The sequence below is a fragment of the Bacillus sp. FSL H8-0534 genome (assembly GCF_038005885.1).
Lineage (GTDB): Bacteria > Bacillota > Bacilli > Bacillales > Bacillaceae_G > Bacillus_A > Bacillus_A pseudomycoides.
In genome coordinates this window covers 2,479,992-2,502,456 of sequence record NZ_JBBOUC010000001.1, presented here as the reverse complement: position 1 = coordinate 2,502,456, position 22,465 = coordinate 2,479,992, and the positions used below count along the sequence as shown (strand labels likewise).

The window sequence follows — 22,465 nt, the reverse complement described above, 5'->3', positions numbered from 1 at the left end:
ATTGTCGATAGCAGTATCTTTAAAATAGCTCAAATTATAGGAGGCAATTATGGCTCAGCTATTATTCAAAAATATTTATAAGAAATATGATCATGATGTGACAATCGTAAAAGATTTTAATCTAGAAGTAAATGATGGAGAATTTATTGTTTTGGTTGGGCCTTCAGGGTGTGGGAAATCGACGACATTACGTATGATTGCAGGACTTGAGGAAATTTCAGAGGGAGACTTTTATATTGATAGAGAGCGTGTAAATGATGTGACACCGAAAGATCGAGATATCGCAATGGTTTTTCAAAACTATGCTCTTTATCCGCATATGACAGTTTATGATAATATGGCGTTCGGCTTAAAGTTGCGAAAATATAGGAAAACGGAAATTGATCAACGTGTGAAACATGCAGCACAGATCCTTGGGCTTGAAAAATATTTAGATCGAAAGCCAAAAGCACTTTCAGGTGGACAACGTCAGCGTGTTGCATTAGGTCGAGCGATTGTTCGGAATGCAAAAGTTTTCTTAATGGACGAGCCGTTATCAAATTTAGATGCGAAACTACGCGTTCAAATGCGTGCTGAGATTACAAAGTTACACCAACAGCTGCAAACAACAACTGTATATGTTACGCATGATCAAATAGAAGCGATGACAATGGCGACACGCTTAGTTGTGCTAAAGGATGGTATCATCCAACAAGTCGGTACCCCTAAAGAGGTCTATGAAAGACCAGAGAATGTATTTGTCGGAGGCTTTATTGGTTCTCCTGGAATGAATTTTTTCAAAGGAATATTAATAGAAAATGCTGTTATGATTGATAAATGGAAAATTGAAGTTCCAGAAGAGAAGATGAAAAGCTTACGAGACAAAGGGTATGTTAATAAAGAAATCATTATAGGAATACGTCCAGAAGACTTTTATTATGGGAAAGCGCTTTTAGATTTAACGTATAATACAAAGATAACGGTAACGATTGATGTATCAGAATTAATGGGATCAGAAACATATCTTTATTCCAACATCAATGGTCAATCCTTTGTTGCGCGTGTTAACTCCTCGGTTGATGTGCATAGTCAATCTGAGATGGATCTAGCCTTGAATATGGACAAAGTCCATTATTTTGACACAGAAACTGAAAAACGAATTGTTTTATAGATTATTTCATTATTAAGTCATCAACACTTTGATGGAATAAATTTCATTGGGCTTATCCGAAACAGGGATAGGCCTTTGTTGTTGATGAACTCCTTTAACAGGTTTGTTTTATATAAATACAAGTTGAAAAAATGACATGAAAACCTCCTTTCTTTTTAGGTGGACGAGAGCATTCGGCCATGCATAGAAGCGGTCAAATTCTTTTCCTATCCTATCCCATGCCAAGAACAACCGAGTGTAAAGTCACCTTCTTCTCTTCATAGCAGTCATTTATATGTTGAAAAATTAAAATGGATTTATATAAAAAAGAATATACTTCTAAAATGTTACAGGGGATTTTAATTGCATATGTATGCGGTTTGTATTGTTTTTTCACATTGTTATATTATTGTCAAATAATAAAAGATTAACGTTGGATTGCAAAGTCTATAATAAAAAGAGAGTGATAGATAAACGGAATATGAGAAATCCCCCTGAAAAATAAAGTTCTTTATATTTACACTATTCAAAATATAAAAACTTTTAAAATCTAGTATGTTAGCGTTTTCATAACTTTTAAGTTATGCTAGAATAAGGACATAAGTTATTAATTATTAAAAAAAGAAAAAAGAATTCCTTTTTTCTGTTAATTATAAGGGGGCATTTCATTATGCGTATTGGGGTACCAACAGAAATTAAAAACAACGAAAACCGTGTGGCAATGACACCAGCTGGTGTTGTACATTTAGTTCGTAACAATCACGAAGTATTCATTCAAAAGGGTGCAGGTATAGGATCTGGTTTTACAGATGCTGAGTACGTTGAAGCAGGTGCAAAAATCGTTGATACAGCTGAAGAAGCTTGGAACATGGATATGGTAATGAAAGTTAAGGAACCAATTGAAAGCGAATACAAGCACTTTAGCGAAGGTTTAATCTTATTCACATACTTACACTTAGCTCCAGAACCAGAATTAACAAAAGCATTAATTGAAAAGAAAGTTGTTTCAATTGCTTATGAAACAGTACAATTAGAAAACCGTTCTTTACCATTACTTGCACCTATGAGTGAAGTAGCTGGTCGTATGTCTGCACAAATTGGTGCACAATTCCTTGAGAAAAACAAAGGCGGCAAAGGTATCTTGCTTGCAGGCGTTCCAGGAGTAAAACGTGGTAAAGTAACAATTATCGGTGGTGGACAAGCTGGTACAAATGCTGCTAAAATTGCAGTTGGACTAGGTGCGGATGTAACAATCATCGACTTAAGTGCAGAACGTCTTCGTCAATTAGATGACATTTTCGGTAACCAAGTGAAAACTCTAATGTCTAACCCTTACAACATCGCAGAAGCTGTAAAAGAGTCTGATCTTGTAATCGGTGCGGTATTAATTCCAGGTGCAAAAGCGCCAAAACTTGTAACAGAAGAAATGATTAAATCAATGGAACCAGGTTCTGTTGTAGTAGATATCGCAATTGACCAAGGTGGTATTTTCGAGACAACTGATCGTATTACAACTCATGATAACCCAACTTATGAAAAACACGGCGTTGTTCATTATGCAGTTGCAAACATGCCAGGTGCGGTTCCACGTACATCAACTCTTGCATTAACAAACGTAACAGTACCATACGCAGTACAAATTGCAAACAAAGGCTACAAAGAAGCTTGCCTAGGCAACTCTGCATTATTAAAAGGTATTAATACATTAGCTGGTTATGTAACATTCGAAGCAGTTGCAGAAGCTCACGGTGTAGAATACAAAGGTGCAAAAGAATTATTAGAAGCAGAAACTGTATCTTGCTAATTGAAGCATAATACAAACTAAAAATCGAACAATATTTAATACAACATGATAAGAGCTAAGAGAGAAGACCTCTTAGCTCTTCTTAGTCAAAGGGGGCATACATCGTGGCCAACCTATTTAAAAAGAAATCCGTTACGCAACTGTTAGGGGAAAGTCAAAGTAAAACTTTGACGAAAACACTAGGGGCATTTGACCTAACAATGCTAGGGATTGGTGCGATAATCGGTACAGGAGTTCTTGTATTAACTGGATTAGTGGCAGCAAGAGATGCTGGTCCAGCAGTTATTTTTTCATTTATGATTGCAGCAATTGTTTGTGGATTTGCAGCATTATGTTATGCGGAAGTTGCTTCGACACTTCCTGTTTCAGGTAGTGTATACACATATTCTTATGCAACAATTGGTGAGTTTGTAGCCCATTTAATGGGATGGACGTTACTATCTGTATATGTTGTAACAACAGCGGCCGTAGCTGGCGGATGGACAGGTTACTTCCATAACCTGATAAGTGGATTTGGATTGGAAATTCCAAAAGCGCTGTTAACGATTCCATCTCAAGGTGGTATTGTGAACTTGCCAGCAGTAATCATCACGCTCGTATTAACATGGTTGTTATCACGTGGTACGAAAGAGAGTAAGCGTGTAAATAACGCAATGGTATTAATTAAAATTGCTATTGTTGTCTTATTTATTGCAGTTGGTGTATTCTACGTAAAACCAGAAAACTGGGTACCATTTACACCGTACGGTTTAAGTGGAGTCTTTGCCGGAGGAGCAGCAGTATTCTTTGCTTTCCTAGGTTTTGATGCATTAGCAACTTCAGCAGAAGAAGTAAAAAATCCACAGCGTGACCTTCCAATTGGTATCATTGCTTCGTTAGTTATTTGTACGATCATTTATGTTGCAGTTTGTCTTGTTATGACTGGTATGGTTTCTTATAAAGAATTAGATGTACCAGAAGCAATGGCTTATGTACTAGAAGTTGTCGGACAAGATAAAGTAGCTGGTGTAATTGCTATTGGAGCTGTAATTGGTATTATGGCTGTAATTTTTGCTTATATTTACGCAACAACACGTGTATTCTTTGCAATGAGTCGTGACGGTTTATTGCCAGAATCTTTTGCGAAAATTAACAAGAAGACAGAAGCACCAACATTTTCAACTTGGTTAACAGGGATTGGTAGTGCTTTAATTGCTGGATTTATCGATTTAAAAGAATTGTCGAATTTAGCGAATATTGGAGCGTTATTAACATTTGCGATGGTTGGTGTATCTGTTATCATTCTTCGTAAAACACATCCGAATTTAAAGCGCGGATTTATGGTACCACTTGTACCAACTTTACCAATCATTTCAATCGCATGTTGTCTATTCTTAATGTTCAATCTACCATTAACAACATGGATGTACTTCGGTGCTTGGTTAGCAATTGGAGTAGTTGTATACTTTGTTTATTCGAAAAAACATAGTCATTTAAAAGAAGATACAAGTTCGCAAGATAGCTTAGAAAAAGCTAATTAAGGGGATATAATAAATTGTAAGCCTTGTGTGCCTAGGGAGCGCGCAAGGTTTTTTCTTTTGGTCAAAGGAGGAAAAAGTAGTATCTTGTAGAATTTATATGTTGAAATATTCAAAGGGGTGAAATGATGGTTGTAAAAGACGAATTAAAAATTGTTGTTGGTGCAGGAGAAATTAACAATAACCCAGGATGGTTACATACAAATGAAGATGAATTGAATTTATTAAAAAGAGAAGATTGGATAAAAAGGTTTGATAGTAACTCTTTAGAGGTAATTTTAGCGGAGCATGTATGGGAGCATTTATCATATGAGGAAGGTGTAGAAGCAGCGAAAGTGTGTTATGAATTTTTAAAGAACGGTGGTTATATTCGCTGTGCGGTTCCGGATAGCTTTTTCCCGGATGAAGAATATCAAGAAGGGGTACAAGTTGGGGGACCTGGACCACTAGATCATCCAGCGGCGAGCCATAAAATTGTTCACAATTATAAAACGATAATATCCATGTTTGAGAGCGCAGGATTTCAGGTGAAGCTTTTGGAGTATTGTGATGAGAGCGGAGAGTTTCATTATAATGATTGGGATGAAAAAGAAGGATTTATTTATCGGTCTAAACGCTTTGATCATAGAAATCAGGATGGAAAGTTAGGGTTTGTTTCTTTAATTGTTGATGCAGTGAAAGGTGAATAAATGAAGAAAAAAGGATGTACGAAAGGATAGAAACTTTCGTACATCCTTTTTGTATGAAGAATATAACGGATGTGGAAAATAAGTGATATGTTTTTAAATTTGAACAAAATGTTCGGAAAATTTGTTACGGATTTTATTGACACATATGAATGGACGCTCATATAATAAAAGCATAAGATATATGAATGGTTGTTCATATGTTCAAATGAAGAGGTGAGCTATAATGGCTGAAAATAAAGTAGAAACATGTCAAGAAGCATGTTCTCAAACAATTATCCATGGAGAAGTTGTTGATCAAGTGAAACAAACGATTCCAGCTGACGAAAGTTTAAGTAAAGTGGCAGAATTATTTAAAGTATTAGGTGACCGTACGCGTACCCGCATTTTACACGCATTATTTGAAGCAGAAATGTGCGTATGTGACTTAGCGTATTTACTCGGCATGACACAATCATCTATTTCTCATCAGTTGCGTGTTTTAAAGCAAGCAAAACTTGTGAAAAACCGTAAAGAAGGAAAGGTTGTGTATTATTCATTAGCTGACCATCACGTAATTCATATCTTTGAGCAAGCGTTTGAACACGTAAATGAGGAAGAATAGAAAATAAAAGCACAAGGAGGGAGAAAGATGGCAGAAGCACTAGTGAAACGAAAACTTGTGTTAGAAGGATTAGATTGTGCGAACTGTGCGATGAAAATTGAAAAAGGGGTCGGAGGATTAGAAGGTGTCTCCTCTTGTTCCGTGAACTTCGCAACTAAGACAATGACTTTAGAAACAGAACAAAATAAAGAAAATAATGTTGTTGCTGAAGCGAAACAGCTTGTTACGAAATTAGAACCGCACATTCAAGTAAAGGATGAACAGAAAACAAAAGTTGTAAAAGAAGTATTTGTATTAGAAGGGCTAGATTGTGCAAATTGTGCAATGAAGATTGAAACAAAGGTAAAAGAGATGCCTACGGTTTCAGCGGCCGCTGTTGACTTTGTATCGAAGAAATTAAAAATAGAAGTGGCAAATAAAAAAGAGCTTGAAACGACAGTACAAGATATTAAAAATATTGTTCATAAATTAGAGCCAGATGTAAAAGTTGTCCGTGAAGAAAAAACAGGTCATGATCATGGACATAGTCACGATCACGGTGAAGGAAATGTGAAGAAAATGCTATGGCGCTTAGCGATTGGTGGTGTTTTAACAGGAGTCGCTGCACTTGCAGGATTACCACAAATGATAATAATTCCACTTTTCGTTATCGCATATTTACTCATTGGTGGAGATATTGTTTGGCGAGCTGTGAGAAACATAACACGCGGGCAAGTATTTGATGAAAACTTTCTAATGGCAATCGCTACACTTGGAGCATTTGCAATCGGGCAATATCCAGAGGCTGTCGCAGTTATGCTGTTTTATCAAGTAGGTGAGTTATTCCAGAGTATTGCGGTGAATCGTTCTCGAAAATCGATTACTTCATTAATGGATATTCGTCCTGATTATGCAAACGTTAAAGTTGGCAATGAAACAAAACAAGTCTCACCGGAAGATGTACAAATTGGGGATTATATCATTGTTAAACCAGGTGAGAAAGTACCATTAGATGGGAAAGTAGTTGAAGGAACATCAATGGTAGATACTTCAGCATTAACAGGTGAATCTGTACCGCGTGAAGTAGAAGTTGGGAAAGATGTATTAAGTGGTTTTGTGAACCAAAATGGTGTGTTAACAATTGAAGTAACAAAAGAATTTGGTGAATCAACTGTATCGAAAATTTTAGATTTAGTACAAAACGCAAGTAGCCGAAAAGCACCAACAGAAAACTTTATTACGAAATTTGCGCGTTACTATACTCCGGTCGTAGTTATTACGGCAGCGGCATTAGCGTTTATTCCACCTCTTATTTTAGAAGGGGCTACATTCTCTGATTGGATTTATCGTGCATTAGTGTTTCTTGTTATTTCTTGTCCATGTGCATTAGTGGTATCTATTCCACTTGGATTCTTTGGCGGTATTGGTGGAGCCTCTAAAAACGGTATTTTAATCAAAGGAAGTAACTATTTAGAAGCACTGAATGATGTGAAACATATCGTCTTTGACAAAACAGGAACATTAACAAAAGGTGTATTCAAGGTAACAAAGATGGAGCCAAATGGAGCAACTACAAAAGAAGAACTCCTTGAATATGCTGCATTTGCGGAAGTTTATTCAAATCATCCAATTGCACAATCTATTCGAAGTGCATATGGAAAATCAATTGATGAAAATATGATTGAGGATTATAGTGAAATTTCCGGTCATGGTACAGTTGTAAAAGTACAAGGTAAAGAAATTTTTGCGGGCAATGCAAAATTAATGAAAAAAGAAAATATTACATTTGAACAGCCGCAAACAGTGGGCACGCTTGTTCACGTTGCTGTAGACGGTGCATACGCTGGTTATATTGTCATCTCAGATGAAGTAAAAGAGGACTCAAAACAAGCAATTCAAAAGTTGAAAGAACTTGGTATTAAGAAAACGGTAATGTTAACAGGTGATGCGAAATTAGTTGGAGAAGCTGTTGGTAAGGAGCTTGGCTTAGATGAGGTTCACGCTGAATTATTGCCACAACAAAAAGTAGAAGAAATTGAAAAAATTGATAGTGCAAAACAAGCAAAAGAAAAAGTTGCGTTCGTTGGTGATGGTATTAATGATACACCAGTATTAGCGAGAGCAGACGTCGGGATTGCGATGGGTGGATTAGGATCTGATGCAGCAATCGAGGCGGCGGATATTGTAATCATGACAGATGAACCTTCTAAAATCGCAACGGCTGTCAAAATTGCCAAACGTACACGGAACATTGTATGGCAAAATATTATCTTTGCACTTGGTGTGAAAGGACTGGTCTTATTACTTGGTGCATTTGGAATTGCAACAATGTGGGAAGCTGTTTTCTCAGATGTGGGCGTTACGCTACTTGCTGTATTGAATGCGATGCGTGTGCTTAGAGTGAAAGATTTGTAAAATAAAGTAAAACTTTAATCAGTGGGGGATATCTCCCACTGATTATTAGCCCTCACGAATCGGGCTTCTACGGGCAATTTATCTCCCAGCTAACTTCTTTTGCTGAACTTTGAGGTGGGATATTACTGCCCGTAAATAGCGGGATAAAAAGAGAAGCGAAGGCTTCTCTTTTTATTTTTGTATATTTTTTGAAACCTGATCCCGTACGGTTTGAATGTAATTCATTTTATGATCCCAGCATTCTTGGCTTAAATCTACAGGATATTCTTCGGGATTTAGTGTTCTCATATATTCTTCCCAAAATAGTGCTAAGCTGTTTTCTGTGTATTTTTGAATGTCTAATATGTTAGGTAATTCATATGTTCTTTTACCATTTGTGAAAATGTTATGATGAAGCTCGCGTGCTTCAAAGTTTGTCACGAATTTACTGATGTACGTATGGACAGGATGGAACATTTTTAAACGTTCTTCCTGCTCAGGTTCTTCTGATTCTAAAGCGATATAATCACCTTCTGCATGATTGTTAACGCGATTAATGATTCGATAAATTCGTTTTAATCCTGGCGTTGTAATCTTTTCAGGATTAGAAGAGATTTTAATCGTATCATTTAATGTGCCATTCGCATCCTCAATCGCAACTAACTTATAAACAGCTCCTAAGGCAGGTTGCTCAAATGATGTAATTAATTTTGTTCCGACGCCCCATACATCAATTTTTGCCCCTTGTGATTTTAAATGCATAATTGTATATTCATCTAAATCACTAGAAGCGATGATTTTTGTATTTGTAAATCCAGCTGCATCAAGTAGTTTTCGTGCCTCTTTTGATAAATAAGCCATATCGCCGCTATCAAGACGAATACCATAAAAATCAATGCGGTCACCAAATTCTTTCGCGATGCGAATGGCATTTGGTACACCAGATTTTAATGTGTCGTATGTATCGACAAGAAAAACACATTTTTTATGTGTTTCAGCATACTTTTTAAATGCAATATATTCATCACGGTATGCTTGGACAAAGGAATGAGCATGCGTACCAGCAACTGGAATACCAAATCGTTTTCCAGCACGGACATTGCTTGTAGAAGAAAATCCACCGATAAAGGCTGCGCGTGTACCCCAAAGGGCCGCATCAAATTCATGAGCACGGCGTGTACCAAATTCTAATAGTTCATCATTGTTCGCTGCATGTTTCATGCGAGCTGCTTTTGTAGCGATTAATGTTTGGTAATTCACAATGTTTAACAAGGCGGTTTCAATAATTTGAGCTTCACCAAGCGGTGCGTCAACGCGCAATAATGGCTCGTTATTAAAAACCACTTCTCCTTCTTGCATACTACGAATTGTCCCGGTAAACCTCATGTTTTGTAAATACTGTAGAAACTCTTCTTCAAATTGTAGCTCTTTTAAATAAGTGATATCACTTTCGGTAAAACGAAAATTCTCTATGTATTCTATAATTTTTTCAAGACCAGCAAAAATGGCGTAACCATTTTTAAATGGAAGCTTTCGGAAATATAAATCAAAAACAGAGCGGCGATTATGAATGCCGTCTTTCCAATATGTATAAGTCATGTTGATTTGATATAAATCTGTATGTAAGGCGTAACTATCATCTTTATAATGATTCATTGTGAAAACACCTCCGTAATTTGGTTATATTATATCGTTTTTTCTAGTTTATGCCAAAGAATCCATTTCTAATAAGAAAGAGTGATTTTAATGTTTGGTAATATTGGTGATATAACATGTTTTTAGCATGAAATTTAGCTACTTCAATTGGAATAAAACAAATTTATCGAAAAACTTTTGGAAAATTTACATTTATCAATTTATATTTTTGGTATTTTTATGTATTATTAAAGTAGTGGGGGTAAATGAGAATGGAGGAGGACAATGCAACAAACTTTAGAAAAAATCGGCAAACAAGTTTTTTATAAGCGGCTGCAGCAAAAAATGACACAAGAAGAATTATGTCAGGGCATTTGTTCCGTCTCATATTTAAGTAAGATTGAAAATGGAAAAATAGAAGCATCGGAGGAAATCTTGCAGTTGCTCTGCGCGAGGTTAGAGATTGCCGTGTCGGATTTGAGAGATGTAGAAGAAGAAGTGAAAGAGAAATTAGATGATTGGTTAAACGCATTAGTTCATTTGGACAAGCAACAGGTTGAACGCATATATAAAGAATTACAGTCTGAAATGAAAAATGTCTTAGATTTTGAAATTATAAATTATTATAATCTGCTGTATACACGTTATTTGATTATGAAAAGAGATCTTTCTGCGCTTGAAGAAGAACTAGAGAAATTAAAGAAGATGTATAAGAAGTATTCTCCGTTTCAGAAGTTGCTGTATACGTATAGTAGGGCTTTATTATATTGCATGCAATATAAATATAAACAGGCATTAGAGCATTTGTTAAAAACAGAGTCTATGGCGAAAGAACAAGGTTATTATGAAACGGGGATATATTATAATTTAGCACTTACGTATAGTCAGATGGAAATCGATCATATGACATTGTACTTTGCGAATGTTGCGTTAGAAGGTTTTCGAAATGAATATAAGTTTCGGCATGTAATCAACTGTCAACTTTTAATCGCTTTCAGTTATATACGAAAAAAACAGTATAGTGAAGCTATGGGAATTTATAATCATATTTTAAGAGAGGCTGATTCTTTTGCGGATAAAGATAATATCATGTCAATTGCCTTGAATAATATGGGGTACTTATATTATCGTCAAAATAATTATGAAAAAGCAAAAGAATATTATTTGGAGGGTCTACAGTATAAAAAAGAAGAAGATTTAAATTATATTGATGCTATGTATGAGATTTCTTTGCAATGTATTCAGTTAAAAGAATTTGAAGAAGCGAGAGGTTGGATTGAAAAAGGAATTTCTGCTGCAAGAAAAGATGATAGGTATAAAAGTATGTTGCACTTATTATTAATTCTTCAATATAAGTATTATGGAAAAAAAGAGGTATATAAGAAGTTTTTAGAAATAGAAGCAGTGCCTTTCTTTAAGGGTGAAAAAAATATGAAAGATTTAAAGAAGGTATACTTAGAATTAGCGGAATACTTTGAAGAATCATCGGAATTTCAAGAAAGTAATCGATATTATAAATTAGCAATTATGTTGTTAGAAGAAGAAGGAGGGGTTATAGTATGAAAAAGATAATCTTAGGAACTTTTGTAATTATAACGGTTTTAGCGGTAGCATTCGATGTGCAGTGTGCTTGGAAACCAGATAACTATGGTCAAGAAACGAATGCAGCAGAAACAGTAAATGTATAGTAAATTACCAAAAAAGGCCCTTTCCAAACGGAAAGGGCCTTTCTCAATAATTGTTCGCCAAAATTCTACAAAACTTGAGAAAAGATTTTTTTGAATTTTCAGTATATCAATATTGGAAACCTAATGCTAATATAAAATTACTCTTTTTCAAAAAATTTTTTATTAGGGGGAAGGTTATATGAAAAAGAAGAGTTTAGCATTTGTATTAGCGGCAGGAATGGCAGTTACAACATTTGGAGGGACAAGTTCTGCATTTGCAGATTCAAAGAATGTGCTCTCTACGAAAAAGTACAATGAAGCAGTACAGTCACCTGAGTTTATCTCTGGAGATTTGACTGGAGCAACTGGAAAGAAAGCAGAATCTGTTGTATTTGATTATCTAAATGCAGCAAAAGGAGAGTATAAGTTAGGGGAAAAGAGTGCAGAGGATTCTTTCAAAGTGAAACAAGTGAAAAAAGATTCTGTAACTGATGCAACAGTGGTACGTATGCAACAAGTATATGAAGGTACACCAGTATGGGGGTCTACTCAACTAGCTCATGTTAGTAAAGATGGTTCATTGAAAGTTTTATCTGGAACAGTTGTACCTGATTTAGATAAAAAGGAAAAATTAAAAAATAAAAATAAGATTGAAGGCAAAAAAGCAATTGCAATTGCACAGCAAGACTTAGGATTAACTCCAAAATATGAGGTAGAGCCATCAGCAGATTTATATGTATATCAAAATGGTGAGGACACAACTTATGCATATGTTGTGAAATTAAACTTCTTAGAGCCAAAACCAGGAAACTATTATTATTTCATTGAGGCAGAAAGTGGTAAAGTATTAAATAAATACAATACAATTGATCATGTGAATGGTGAAAATCAAGCGCCACTTAAGCAAGAAAATGCTAAACAGGAAGGTAAAGCAGTTGTAAAACCTGTTACAGGGACAAATAAAGTTGGAACAGGTAAAGGTGTACTAGGAGATACAAAATCTATTAATACAACACTATCTGGATCTACTTATTATTTACAAGATAATACACGTGGAGCAACGATTTTCACATATGATGCGAAAAATCGCTCTACATTGCCAGGGACATTATGGATAGATACAGATAATGTTTTCAATGCAAGCCGTGATGCAGCTGCAGTAGATGCTCATTATTATGCGGGTGTAACATATGACTATTATAAAAATACGTTTAATCGAAACTCCGTTAATGATGCAGGGGCGCCGTTAAAATCAACGGTCCACTACGGAAGTAATTACAATAATGCTTTCTGGGACGGTTCACAAATGGTATATGGGGACGGGGATGGTTATACATTTACTTCATTATCAGGTGGATTAGATGTAATTGGGCATGAATTAACGCATGCTGTTACAGAAAATAGTTCGAATTTAATTTATCAAAATGAGTCAGGTGCGTTAAATGAAGCGATTTCTGATGTTTTTGGTACATTAGTAGAATACTATGATAATCGTAATCCAGATTGGGAAATTGGTGAGGATATTTATACGCCTGGCAAATCGGGAGATGCGCTTCGCTCTATGAGTGATCCAGCGAAATATGGCGATCCAGATCATTATTCTAAACGTTATACTGGTTCAAGTGATAACGGTGGTGTTCATACGAACAGTGGTATTATTAATAAAGCGGCTTACTTACTAGCAAATGGTGGTACGCATTACGGTGTAACAGTAAATGGCATTGGTAAAGATAAAGTAGGCGCAATCTATTATCGTGCAAATACACAATATTTCACTGAATCTACTACGTTTAGTCAAGCGCGTGCTGGCTTAGTACAAGCAGCTGCGGATTTATATGGTGCGAACTCTGCTGAAGTTACAGCGGTGAAGCAGTCATATGATGCAGTTGGTGTAAAATAGGGTTCATTCTTCTTTAGAAAAAATAAAAAGGAGCAGATGCTCCTTTTTATTTTTTCTTCCACTTCTTCCATATATATAATACCCCGATGCAACCGGCAATCGTGATAATCCACTTTGCTTCACTTGTTCCGTTCATGACATGGTATGCAGAATACACTTCAATGAGTAATGCCGGTATTTTTCCCAGTGTACTTGCAATACTGAAAGAGAATAACGATATTGTTCCTAATGCTGCAAATAAGGTGATAATGCTTGACGGAATAAATGGAACAAGCCGAAATGATAGAACGAGTAAAAATGCCTCTTTACCTTGTACATAAAGAAGGCGTTCTACTTTTGGATAATTGTTTAATTTGTTATGAGTCAATTTTTGAAAACCTAGTCGATAGAAATAAAATGAGACAATTGCTCCCAATGCTTCGCCTGCGATTGAAATAATTGTTCCATCTGTTAAACCGAAAAGTTGTATGTTGATGGCTGTTAAAAATATGCTTGGAATAAATCCTGCCAAGCTGATGATGATATTGAATAGAATACTGAGTGGAATTGCAATCGTGTGATGCTCTGTGAGTAAATTGTGAATCATTTCTTGCATATAGTTATAGTCCTTTGTCTTTTTTAGCATTACACCATATTTGGTCAATATAGGCAAGTGTGGATTTTAATTAAAAAATATAAATTTTCACAGCTAAAAACTTGCAACATTATACCCCTTACGGGTATAATGTATATAGAGAAGGGGGTATATAGATGGACCGTTGTTCAAATCAAGAAAAGATGGTTCCGCGAACGGACGAAGAGATCGAGAAGGTTGTAAAACGCTTAAAAAGGATTGAAGGTCAAGTGCGCGGTATACAAAAAATGATTGAAGAAAATCGTTATTGTGTAGATGTATTGATTCAAATTTCTGCGGTGCAAGCAGCGTTAAATAAAGTCGGTTTTTCATTGTTAGAGCGACATACAAATCATTGTGTCGCTAAAGCGATTCAAGAAGGTAATGGAGATGAGTCTATTCAAGAGTTAATGAAAGTCATCAAACAGTTCTCAAATTAGAAAGGAGACGAACTGTATGGGTCAGACAAAACAGATCACGGTTGGTATTGATGGGATGACATGTTCAGCTTGTTCAGCCAGAATTGAGAAGGTGTTAAATAAGTTAGAAGGTGTAGAAGCAAATGTAAATTTAGCTATGGAACAAGCAACGGTTCAATACGATGTGGACGCGCAATCTGCAGAGTCAATCACAAATCGTATTGAGAAACTTGGTTATGAAGTTCGGACGAAAAAGGTAAGTCTAGATATTGATGGAATGACGTGTGCCGCATGTTCAAATCGGATTGAAAAAGTAATTGGAAAAATGGAGGGAATCGAGAGTATTACTGTTAATCTGGCGATGAACACTGCAACAATCGTATATAAAGATGGCCCTATTACTATAGAATCTATTTTAGAAAAAATAAAGAAACTCGGTTACAAAGGAAAGCTCCAAGAAGAAACTGAACCAAATAAAAAAGCAGACAAATTAAAAGGGAAACGAAAACAGCTATTTCTTTCTATTCTGTTATCATTACCGCTTCTCTATACAATGGTAGCGCATATGCCATTTGAAACGGGGCTATGGATGCCGCATTTTTTAATGAATCCGTGGGTGCAATTATTGTTTGCAACACCAGTACAATTTTATATCGGTTCACAATTTTATATTGGCGCATACCGTTCTTTACGAAATAAAAGTGCGAATATGGATGTGCTTGTTGTACTTGGTACATCAGCCGCGTATTTTTATAGCTTATATGAAGGTTTGAAAACATTACAAAATCCATCGTATTCACCGCAGCTGTATTTTGAAACGAGTGCAGTGCTCATCACATTAATTCTTGTTGGAAAATATTTCGAATCTGTTGCGAAAGGAAGAACAACGGAAGCGATTTCAAAATTAGTAAGTCTCCAAGCAAAAGAGGCATTGGTCATTCGTGATGGACGTGACATGTTAATTCCAATCGAAAGTGTTGTTATTGGTGATACCATTGTTGTAAAACCAGGTGAAAAGATACCTGTAGATGGTATTGTTTTATCAGGTATTTCGTCAGTTGATGAGGCAATGATTACCGGTGAATCAATCCCCATGGATAAACAGGTCGGTGATGCTTTAATAGGTGCAACAATTAATAAAAACGGTACGTTAACAATGCGTGCTGAAAAAATTGGAAAAGATACAGCCCTTGCAAATATTATTAAAATTGTGGAAGAAGCGCAAGGGTCTAAAGCACCAATTCAGCGCATGGCAGATACAATTTCTGGTATATTTGTTCCAATCGTTGTTGTTGTTGCAGCAGTTGCCTTTTTAATTTGGTACTTTGCCATTACTCCGCAAAATTTACCGCAATCTCTTGAAGTAGCTATAGCAGTATTAGTAATTGCCTGCCCTTGTGCACTGGGACTGGCAACACCAACTTCTATTATGGTTGGAACAGGGAAAGGTGCAGAGAAAGGAATTCTTTTTAAAGGTGGAGAGTATTTAGAAGCAACGCATAAAATTAATGCTGTTTTATTAGATAAAACGGGTACGGTTACAAAAGGGAAACCAGAAGTAACAGACGTAATGATCCTGCAAGATGACATGCTTTTATTTGCGGCTTCCGCAGAAAACGTTTCTGAACATCCGCTAGCCTCTGCAATTGTAGAATATGGAAAACAAAATCAAGTTTCTTTACTACCTGTAGAAACGTTTCGTGCAGTACCTGGGCATGGAATTGAATCGATTATAGAAGAGAAATCAGTTATCATTGGGACTCGAAAATTAATGAGTGAACACAGCGTCAATATAGCGGAATATGAGAATGTAATGAGTGAGCATGAAGCAAACGGAAAAACGGTTATGCTTGTAGCAATTGCGGGTCAGTTTGCAGGAATGATTTCTGTTGCCGACACGATAAAAGAAAGTTCAAAAGAAGCTATTCATACGATGCAATCTGCGGGAATTGATGTTTATATGGTAACAGGAGACAATAAACGAACTGCTGAAGCAATTGCAAAACAGGTTGGTATCAATCATGTATATGCAGAAATATTGCCAGAGCAAAAGGCAAATATTGTAGAACAATTACAGCAAAAAGGAAAGCAAGTAGCAATGGTTGGTGATGGTATTAATGATGCTCCAGCACTAGCGAAAGCGGATATAGGGATGGCGATTGGAACAGGTGCAGATGTAGCAATTGAAGCAGCTGATGTTACATTGGTTGGAGGAGATTTAGGGCATATCCCACAAGCAATTGATTTAAGCCAAAAAACGATGAAAAATATTCGTCAAAATTTATTTTGGGCATTATTTTATAATGCGATTGGTATCCCCATTGCGGCAAGTGGCTTGTTAGAACCTTGGGTAGCTGGAGCAGCGATGGCATTTAGTTCTGTTTCGGTTGTAACGAACGCTTTGCGTTTGAAGCGTGTTAAAATATAAAGTGAAGCCAATGTTTTTACGAGCAATACACCTTATTATAGGTTATGCTGCTCATAAATAATAAATAAAAGATTTATAATTAAGGAGGAATTGGAAATGACTGTAACATTGAATGTACAAGGAATGACATGTAATCATTGTAAAATGGCTGTGACAAATGCATTGCAAGAACTAAACGGAGTAAATGGCGTAGCAGTTGAATTGCAAGCGGGCACAGTAGCTGTTGAATATGATGAAGCAAAAGTGAATATAGAGCAGTTAAAAGATGCCATTGAAGAGCAAGGATACGATATTGTATAAAGTGAAATTGTTATCAATCAGGCAAATGTTCATGTAGAAAAAATAAGACAAAGCGTGTAGGGTTTTAGAATTCTACACGCTTTTTTTATATGTGAAATTGACTTTTTGTGAAGTTACGATAATAATCATGAAAGAGGTGATATGATGAAACGATTATGGGGTACTTTCTTGAGTAGCTTGTTTGCAATGGTTCTTATCTTAAGCGGTTGTACGGGACAAGAGCAAAACAAAGCGAACCCGAAAGAAAATAATTCAACATCAGTAGAAAAAATTAAAGATACGATTTTAGATGAAATGGAAGGACCGCCGAAAAATGGCCATACGATAGAACGACATGTTGGGAAAACAGAAGATGAGCTAAAGAAGCGGTTGCAGACAGATAAAGTATCAGCTGCAAGTACATATTATGATAAAGAGATAGCAACAAAAGCTGTAAAAGATAGCTTAAAGCAACATGAGCAGGAAATTGAGAAATGGTTAAAGAACTCCAAAGAAAATCGTCTTGTATTAAATACGAAGCATTCATTTCCTGTTGGAAAAACGGTATTAAAGCGAGATATGAGTGTAAAAGATAAGCTTATGAATACAGTTACCGTTTTGGCGAGAGATAAATCAGGGGCATTAGGATTTAAAATCATTACTTCCTATCCATCAGATAAGTAAGAAAGGGGGGGGAGCATGTATCCGACACTTCAATATTTCTTAAGAGCATATTGCACGTTAAGTGTGTATGAGGATGAAATAATAAATGTAATGACTGAGTTTCTAGAACAAGAGGATCAGGAAACAATTGAAAAATTAAAAAGCGAGTTATTACATATAAAGCAGACAGAGGCATGGGAAGAAGGTTGTTTAATAGTAGCTAAACAAGGAAGCCGTATATGGTCTTTAGAAGAGACGAGGGAACATATGGGGACATTTGTACGTTTATTGCAAAATAAAAAGGCGTGAATCATCACGCCTTTTTGTATACGCTTTTTGAAATTTGGCCATTTGAGATGACTTGACCGTTTTGTGTTACTTTTTTATATGTGACAGCCGTAATTTTATTTTCAGTCTCGCCAATTACTTTTGATGAAACTTCTACGTTCTTGCCAGTAGGTGTACCGAAAATACGTGTAGTTATGCTGCTACCATTGGAAAACGCTTGAATGTAAATATATTTTCCAGTATTATTTTTGAATTTTAAATCTGGGCCATAATCTGCTACAGCAGCATCTTGACCAAGTGGCAAGTAATGAACAGGCATAGAGTGGTTACTACGAGCAACAACTCCTAAATCAGCACGTAATGCTGCCCCATATAGGGTACTACTCACTTGGCAAACCCCACCACCGGCGCTCTGGACAACTTTTCCTTGTAGGAATACAGCAGCAGATCTATAGCCATGCGCAGCATCTGTAATACCAACGCGTTCATTGAAACTAAATGTTTCATCAGGTGCTACAATTGCTCCGCTTAAAGTATTAGCAGATTTGTTTACATTAAAGGATTGGCTCCCGTTTCGACCAGCCATAGGAGTAGAATATTCAGCAATCACTTGTGTAATCCCCATATTTTGCATATCTTCTGTAGAGCGTTCGGGCTTTATAGAGGCAATTGGGAGCTGAATATCTTGTGTACCAGCAGTAATTGCTTTTGCTGTTAATTCTTTTAATTTATCTTTATCAACTTTTTCGCCATTTTGACTTTGACTAATATTTACTGTTGTTCCGGAAACACTTAATTCAGCATTTACAGGTTTCTCTAAGGTTTCATTATATTTTTCTTTTATAAAGGCTTCATAAGTAGTTGTATTTAACTGTGGCGTTAGTTTATATTCACGTTTTAACTCGCCATTTTCAGCTTGTTTTCGCATTTTATAGCGATTTATCACATTTCCTTTTTGCTCTTTAAAGATCTTTTCGACAATTTCCGTTTCTTTATATTCAACACCTAAGTCTTTCCACGTATAAGCTTGTGTATTGCCTTGGAATGTATAGTTAAGAGATTTTTTGTTTGATTCATCAATTTTTTGTTGAATAATTTCTTGAACATCTTTTTTACTTTTACCATCAAGAGAAGTGCCTTCAAATGTAGTATGTGGTAATACATTTATATCAAGCTGTTTATTCAATTTAGACACGTATTGATAACCACCAATCCCACCTGCACATAGTAATATTCCACCAGTGACAGCAGAACCAATCAGTAAGTTACGTAGCTTCATTTACTTCCCCCCAAAAAATTAATATATAAGGTCATATGTATTCATTTTTAATGTATAAATGATAAAAATAGTATTATGTATGTACTAGTATACTATTATTTTAATTGTGGGTGTAATATTTTTATAAAAAACGTTACAATTTTGTAACATTTGTCTCTTTTTGTCATTATTTGCGAAAGAAAATGAAAGTATTTTGTTGAAAATTATAATAAAAAGGCTGCTGGGAAAGTCCTAGCAGCCTTTTTATTATAATTTTTTATGTTCAGTTTTATTCGTAACATCGAGATGTTGTTTCAATGTTTTAGATATGTCCTGTACACTCTTTTCGTCAGGAATGTAGTAGTAGATGCCACCTATATATTTATCGTCACCTTTTACTTGGAGTTTATCCATCTTTAGATTTGAGCCCATTGTGCTCTTTGTAATTGTCATCATGTCATCAAATGTTAAGTTTGTTTTTAAATCATGATCAACAGCATCTAATAAGCTGCTAATTTTATTAATGGAATTTATGGATAGCGCTTTTTGAGCAATGGCTTCCAAAACAAGTTGCTGACGCTGACCACGCATATAATCGCTGTCGATATGACGAGTTCTAGCTAAAGCAAGTGCTTCTTCACCATTTAAATGCTGACGCCCTTTTTTTAGATGGATTGCACCTGGTTCGTCCTTACTATTTTGTTCTGTAAATTCAACAGGAACATCAACATCGATGCCACCAAGGGAATCTACAATTTTTATAAAGGATTTAAAGTTAAATTTAACATAATAGTCAACAGGAACATTTAAAAAGTTCTCGACGGTATCAATTGTACTATCTACGCCTCCAAATACGTGAGCATGCGTAATCTTATCTTGTTTATCACGTGATTTAATATATACACGAGAGTCACGTGGTATACTAACAAGTTTTACTGATTTATCATTTTTATTAATTGTTGCAAGTAATAATGCATCGGTACGCGTTGCTTTGCCGTAAGATTTTTCACGGAGGTCACTTTCATCAACACCCATAATAAGGACAGAAACATTGTCCGTCATCGGCTTAACAGCTTTTTCTCGTTTATCCGATTTATCTCCTCTATCTAATTTAGAATATGCATTATTTACAATTGATTTTGCTTTACTGTATATATGGAAGGAATAGCTTCCGCCACCAATTGTTACAATAAGTAATGGAATGAGAATAAACCATAGTAGGCGTCTTTTTTTAAATCGCCTCTTTGAGGTTCTATTCGTGTTTTCTACATCAGATTTCATTATTTAGTTCTCCTTTAAATCATTCAATTTGCATATTATCTTATAATGCATAGACGAGACACATAAAAGACATTGTACGCTAAATAGATGTTGTTGTACATGTATAAAAAAATAGATGTCTCGAGTATTTATGAGACATCTATTCGTATTGTATACAAAAAGTATGAATAAGAAAAGGATTAAATTTTACCTTCTTATAGCATAATGCTTACAATAATTGCAGATAAAATGCTGACGAGTGTCGCACCGTACAACAGTTTTAAACCGAAGCGAGCAACGACATTTCCTTGTTCTTCATTTAATCCTTTAACGGCACCAGAAATAATTCCTATAGAAGAGAAGTTTGCAAAGGATACAAGAAAAACTGAAATAATGCCTACTGTACGAGGAGTGAGGCTGTTTGCAAGCTTACTGAGATCCATCATGGCTACAAATTCATTCGTTACAAGCTTTGTAGCCATAATACTTCCTGCTGCGACAATTTCGTTACTTGGCACACCAATAAGAAAAGCGATAGGAGAGAAAACATAACCAAGTAATTGCTGAAATGTAATTCCAAAAATAATATGGAATAAATCATTGATACAGCTAATTAAGGCAACAAATCCAATCAGCATAGCACCGACAACAATAGCAACACGAAATCCATCTAGAATGTATTCTCCAAGCATCTCAAAAAAGGTTTGCTTTTCACCCTTAATTTCTAAAATATCTTCTTCTTCTTTAACATCATATGGATTAATAATAAGTACGATAATAAAGCCGCTAAATAAATTTAAGACAAGAGCAGTTACTACATATTTTGGTTCAATCATTGTCATATAAGCACCGACGATTGACATCGATACGGTCGACATGGCGGAGGCGCATAGTGTATAGAGACGATGTTTTGGAATTTGCGCAAGCTGTTTTTTTACGGTAATGAATACTTCTGATTGGCCTACAATGGCAGAAGCGACAGCATTATAAGATTCAAGCTTTCCGAGCCCATTTATTTTACTAAGGAACAAACCGATCCAACGAATACAGAATGGTAATATTTTAAAATGTTGTAAAATACCAATTAAGACGGAGATGAAGACAATTGGTAAGAGTACATTTAAGAAGAAGGGCATTTCACCTTTATTCGTAATACCACCAAATACAAAGTTTACCCCAGATGCAGCATAGGCCAATAATTTCGTAAATACATTAGAAATCATGGTTACAAGTATGAGGCCGATTTCTGTATTTAATAGTAAAAAGGTTAAAATTAACTGTATTATAAGCATAATGAAAATCGGTTTGAATTTGATATGCTTTTTATTGTTACTTGCAATGAAGGCAAGAAAGAAAACAACGGCAAGACCGAGAAAAAAAGTAACAAATTTCATAATAAGCCTCCTTATGATATGTTCTGTTATATAGGTTTTTCATTTCAAGGGAGAATATGCATGTTTGGTAAAGAGAGGAATGAAGTAGAGTATGAATATATCTAGAGTGCATCATATTGCAATTATTTGTTCTGATTACGAAATATCTAAAAATTTTTATGTTAATATATTGGGATTTAATGTGTTAAATGAAGTTTACAGAGAAGAAAGGGATTCGTATAAATTAGATTTATGTGTAGGAGGACAGTATCAAATTGAGTTATTTTCATTTCCAAATCCTCCAAAGCGGCAAAGTTTTCCTGAAGCAGCTGGTCTTAGACATTTAGCATTTGCAGTTACAGATATACATGAAGCAGTGGGGCATCTAAAGCGATGTGGAATAGAGACAGAGCCAATACGTGTTGATGAAATAACAGGGAAACAGTTTGTGTTTTTTCAAGATCCTGATTGTTTACCATTGGAGTTATATGAGGACTAAAATTGGGGAAATTTATATAGGTTTGCTTTTTGACAAATGAAGAGAATAAGAACAAAGTGAAACTTCCATT

At 35.6% G+C, this 22,465-nt stretch carries 20 protein-coding genes; 15 read left to right on the top strand and 5 right to left on the bottom strand.

What is annotated here, in order from left to right; all coding sequences use genetic code 11:
• Positions 1-49 precede the first annotated feature (49 nt).
• The 6 genes from MHH71_RS12870 to MHH71_RS12845 all read left to right on the top strand — a co-directional run bounded on the left by MHH71_RS12870 (position 50) and on the right by MHH71_RS12845 (position 8,134).
• Positions 50-1,150: an ABC transporter ATP-binding protein gene (locus tag MHH71_RS12870; RefSeq protein WP_006093491.1), complete on the top strand. Its 1,101-nt coding sequence runs from the start codon at positions 50-52 to the stop codon at positions 1,148-1,150.
• A 649-nt stretch (positions 1,151-1,799) separates the two neighbouring features.
• Positions 1,800-2,933: an alanine dehydrogenase gene (gene ald / locus MHH71_RS12865; protein WP_003194943.1), complete on the top strand. Its 1,134-nt coding sequence runs from the start codon at positions 1,800-1,802 to the stop codon at positions 2,931-2,933.
• 104 nt (positions 2,934-3,037) lie between these two features.
• On the top strand, positions 3,038-4,453 hold the full coding sequence (locus MHH71_RS12860; RefSeq protein WP_018765586.1) for an amino acid permease: 1,416 nt from the start codon (positions 3,038-3,040) through the stop codon (positions 4,451-4,453).
• A 122-nt stretch (positions 4,454-4,575) separates the two neighbouring features.
• Positions 4,576-5,139 carry a class I SAM-dependent methyltransferase gene (locus MHH71_RS12855; RefSeq protein WP_003205860.1) on the top strand — a complete coding sequence of 188 codons (564 nt, stop codon included), beginning with the start codon at positions 4,576-4,578 and terminating at the stop codon, positions 5,137-5,139.
• A 223-nt stretch (positions 5,140-5,362) separates the two neighbouring features.
• Complete coding sequence (locus tag MHH71_RS12850) at positions 5,363-5,740, top strand: ArsR/SmtB family transcription factor (protein ID WP_003195140.1); 378 nt, start codon at positions 5,363-5,365, stop codon at positions 5,738-5,740.
• Positions 5,741-5,767: 27 nt separating this feature from the next.
• Entirely contained in the window at positions 5,768-8,134 is a 2,367-nt protein-coding gene (locus tag MHH71_RS12845) for a heavy metal translocating P-type ATPase (protein WP_006093495.1), read from the top strand.
• 171 nt (positions 8,135-8,305) lie between these two features.
• Here MHH71_RS12845 and MHH71_RS12840 read toward each other — a convergent pair whose 3' ends face one another.
• Complete coding sequence (locus tag MHH71_RS12840; protein ID WP_006093496.1) at positions 8,306-9,769, bottom strand: nicotinate phosphoribosyltransferase; 1,464 nt, start codon at positions 9,767-9,769, stop codon at positions 8,306-8,308.
• 264 nt (positions 9,770-10,033) lie between these two features.
• Here MHH71_RS12840 and MHH71_RS12835 point away from each other — a divergent pair, with 264 nt between their 5' ends.
• The 3 genes from MHH71_RS12835 to MHH71_RS12825 all read left to right on the top strand — a co-directional run bounded on the left by MHH71_RS12835 (position 10,034) and on the right by MHH71_RS12825 (position 13,315).
• Entirely contained in the window at positions 10,034-11,311 is a 1,278-nt protein-coding gene (locus tag MHH71_RS12835; RefSeq protein ID WP_006093497.1) for a helix-turn-helix domain-containing protein, read from the top strand.
• A complete protein-coding gene (locus MHH71_RS12830; protein ID WP_018765584.1) occupies positions 11,308-11,436 on the top strand; it encodes an NprX family peptide pheromone in 129 nt (42 codons plus the stop codon). The genes MHH71_RS12835 and MHH71_RS12830 overlap by 4 nt, the downstream gene beginning before the upstream one ends.
• A gap of 178 nt (positions 11,437-11,614) precedes the next feature.
• Positions 11,615-13,315 (top strand): M4 family metallopeptidase, encoded by a 1,701-nt coding sequence (locus MHH71_RS12825; RefSeq protein ID WP_006093498.1) that lies wholly within the window; start codon positions 11,615-11,617, stop codon positions 13,313-13,315.
• 46 nt (positions 13,316-13,361) lie between these two features.
• On the opposite strand, the gene MHH71_RS12820 is transcribed toward MHH71_RS12825, so the two are convergent.
• Complete coding sequence (locus MHH71_RS12820) at positions 13,362-13,910, bottom strand: TVP38/TMEM64 family protein (protein WP_006093499.1); 549 nt, start codon at positions 13,908-13,910, stop codon at positions 13,362-13,364.
• Positions 13,911-14,065: 155 nt separating this feature from the next.
• Here MHH71_RS12820 and MHH71_RS12815 point away from each other — a divergent pair, with 155 nt between their 5' ends.
• From MHH71_RS12815 to MHH71_RS12795, 5 genes are all read left to right on the top strand, one after another.
• Positions 14,066-14,368, top strand: a complete 303-nt coding sequence (locus MHH71_RS12815; RefSeq protein WP_006093500.1) for a metal-sensing transcriptional repressor — start codon at positions 14,066-14,068, stop codon at positions 14,366-14,368.
• A 16-nt stretch (positions 14,369-14,384) separates the two neighbouring features.
• Positions 14,385-16,775, top strand: a complete 2,391-nt coding sequence (locus tag MHH71_RS12810) for a heavy metal translocating P-type ATPase (protein WP_006093501.1) — start codon at positions 14,385-14,387, stop codon at positions 16,773-16,775.
• Positions 16,776-16,871: 96 nt separating this feature from the next.
• On the top strand, positions 16,872-17,075 hold the full coding sequence (gene copZ / locus MHH71_RS12805; RefSeq protein ID WP_003195128.1) for a copper chaperone CopZ: 204 nt from the start codon (positions 16,872-16,874) through the stop codon (positions 17,073-17,075).
• A gap of 144 nt (positions 17,076-17,219) precedes the next feature.
• The gene (locus MHH71_RS12800) at positions 17,220-17,738 is read left to right on the top strand and encodes an RNase A-like domain-containing lipoprotein (protein ID WP_033798615.1); all 519 of its coding nucleotides are present in this window, start codon (positions 17,220-17,222) and stop codon (positions 17,736-17,738) included.
• Between the two features lie 15 nt (positions 17,739-17,753).
• Positions 17,754-18,026: a hypothetical protein gene (locus tag MHH71_RS12795; protein ID WP_018765579.1), complete on the top strand. Its 273-nt coding sequence runs from the start codon at positions 17,754-17,756 to the stop codon at positions 18,024-18,026.
• A 4-nt stretch (positions 18,027-18,030) separates the two neighbouring features.
• Here the strand turns inward: MHH71_RS12795 and MHH71_RS12790 are convergent, their stop codons facing one another.
• The 3 genes from MHH71_RS12790 to MHH71_RS12780 form a co-directional block, all read right to left on the bottom strand.
• Entirely contained in the window at positions 18,031-19,284 is a 1,254-nt protein-coding gene (locus MHH71_RS12790) for a VanW family protein (protein WP_006093503.1), read from the bottom strand.
• A gap of 246 nt (positions 19,285-19,530) precedes the next feature.
• Positions 19,531-20,547: an LCP family glycopolymer transferase gene (locus MHH71_RS12785; RefSeq protein ID WP_033798616.1), complete on the bottom strand. Its 1,017-nt coding sequence runs from the start codon at positions 20,545-20,547 to the stop codon at positions 19,531-19,533.
• 191 nt (positions 20,548-20,738) lie between these two features.
• Positions 20,739-21,917: a NupC/NupG family nucleoside CNT transporter gene (locus MHH71_RS12780; RefSeq protein ID WP_006093505.1), complete on the bottom strand. Its 1,179-nt coding sequence runs from the start codon at positions 21,915-21,917 to the stop codon at positions 20,739-20,741.
• A 91-nt stretch (positions 21,918-22,008) separates the two neighbouring features.
• On the opposite strand from MHH71_RS12780, the gene gloA2 reads away from it, so the two are divergent.
• Positions 22,009-22,395, top strand: coding sequence for an SMU1112c/YaeR family gloxylase I-like metalloprotein (gloA2, locus tag MHH71_RS12775; protein ID WP_018765578.1), 387 nt, complete (start codon positions 22,009-22,011; stop codon positions 22,393-22,395).
• Positions 22,396-22,465: the final 70 nt, after the last annotated feature.

Bases quoted from the DNA above. Each gene is read 5' to 3' on its own strand.
- MHH71_RS12815 (WP_006093500.1), top strand. From the start codon at position 14,066: ATGGACCGTTGTTCAAATCAAGAAAAGATGGTTCCGCGAACGGACGAA.
- gloA2 (WP_018765578.1), top strand. From the start codon at position 22,009: ATGAATATATCTAGAGTGCATCATATTGCAATTATTTGTTCTGATTAC.
- MHH71_RS12845 (WP_006093495.1), top strand. From the start codon at position 5,768: ATGGCAGAAGCACTAGTGAAACGAAAACTTGTGTTAGAAGGATTAGAT.
- MHH71_RS12855 (WP_003205860.1), top strand. From the start codon at position 4,576: ATGATGGTTGTAAAAGACGAATTAAAAATTGTTGTTGGTGCAGGAGAA.
- MHH71_RS12835 (WP_006093497.1), top strand. From the start codon at position 10,034: ATGCAACAAACTTTAGAAAAAATCGGCAAACAAGTTTTTTATAAGCGG.
- ald (WP_003194943.1), top strand. From the start codon at position 1,800: ATGCGTATTGGGGTACCAACAGAAATTAAAAACAACGAAAACCGTGTG.
- MHH71_RS12840 (WP_006093496.1), bottom strand. From the start codon at position 9,769: ATGAATCATTATAAAGATGATAGTTACGCCTTACATACAGATTTATAT.
- MHH71_RS12790 (WP_006093503.1), bottom strand. From the start codon at position 19,284: ATGAAGCTACGTAACTTACTGATTGGTTCTGCTGTCACTGGTGGAATA.
- MHH71_RS12870 (WP_006093491.1), top strand. From the start codon at position 50: ATGGCTCAGCTATTATTCAAAAATATTTATAAGAAATATGATCATGAT.
- MHH71_RS12800 (WP_033798615.1), top strand. From the start codon at position 17,220: ATGAAACGATTATGGGGTACTTTCTTGAGTAGCTTGTTTGCAATGGTT.
- MHH71_RS12795 (WP_018765579.1), top strand. From the start codon at position 17,754: ATGTATCCGACACTTCAATATTTCTTAAGAGCATATTGCACGTTAAGT.
- MHH71_RS12830 (WP_018765584.1), top strand. From the start codon at position 11,308: ATGAAAAAGATAATCTTAGGAACTTTTGTAATTATAACGGTTTTAGCG.
- MHH71_RS12820 (WP_006093499.1), bottom strand. From the start codon at position 13,910: ATGCAAGAAATGATTCACAATTTACTCACAGAGCATCACACGATTGCA.
- MHH71_RS12810 (WP_006093501.1), top strand. From the start codon at position 14,385: ATGGGTCAGACAAAACAGATCACGGTTGGTATTGATGGGATGACATGT.
- MHH71_RS12850 (WP_003195140.1), top strand. From the start codon at position 5,363: ATGGCTGAAAATAAAGTAGAAACATGTCAAGAAGCATGTTCTCAAACA.
- MHH71_RS12780 (WP_006093505.1), bottom strand. From the start codon at position 21,917: ATGAAATTTGTTACTTTTTTTCTCGGTCTTGCCGTTGTTTTCTTTCTT.
- copZ (WP_003195128.1), top strand. From the start codon at position 16,872: ATGACTGTAACATTGAATGTACAAGGAATGACATGTAATCATTGTAAA.
- MHH71_RS12825 (WP_006093498.1), top strand. From the start codon at position 11,615: ATGAAAAAGAAGAGTTTAGCATTTGTATTAGCGGCAGGAATGGCAGTT.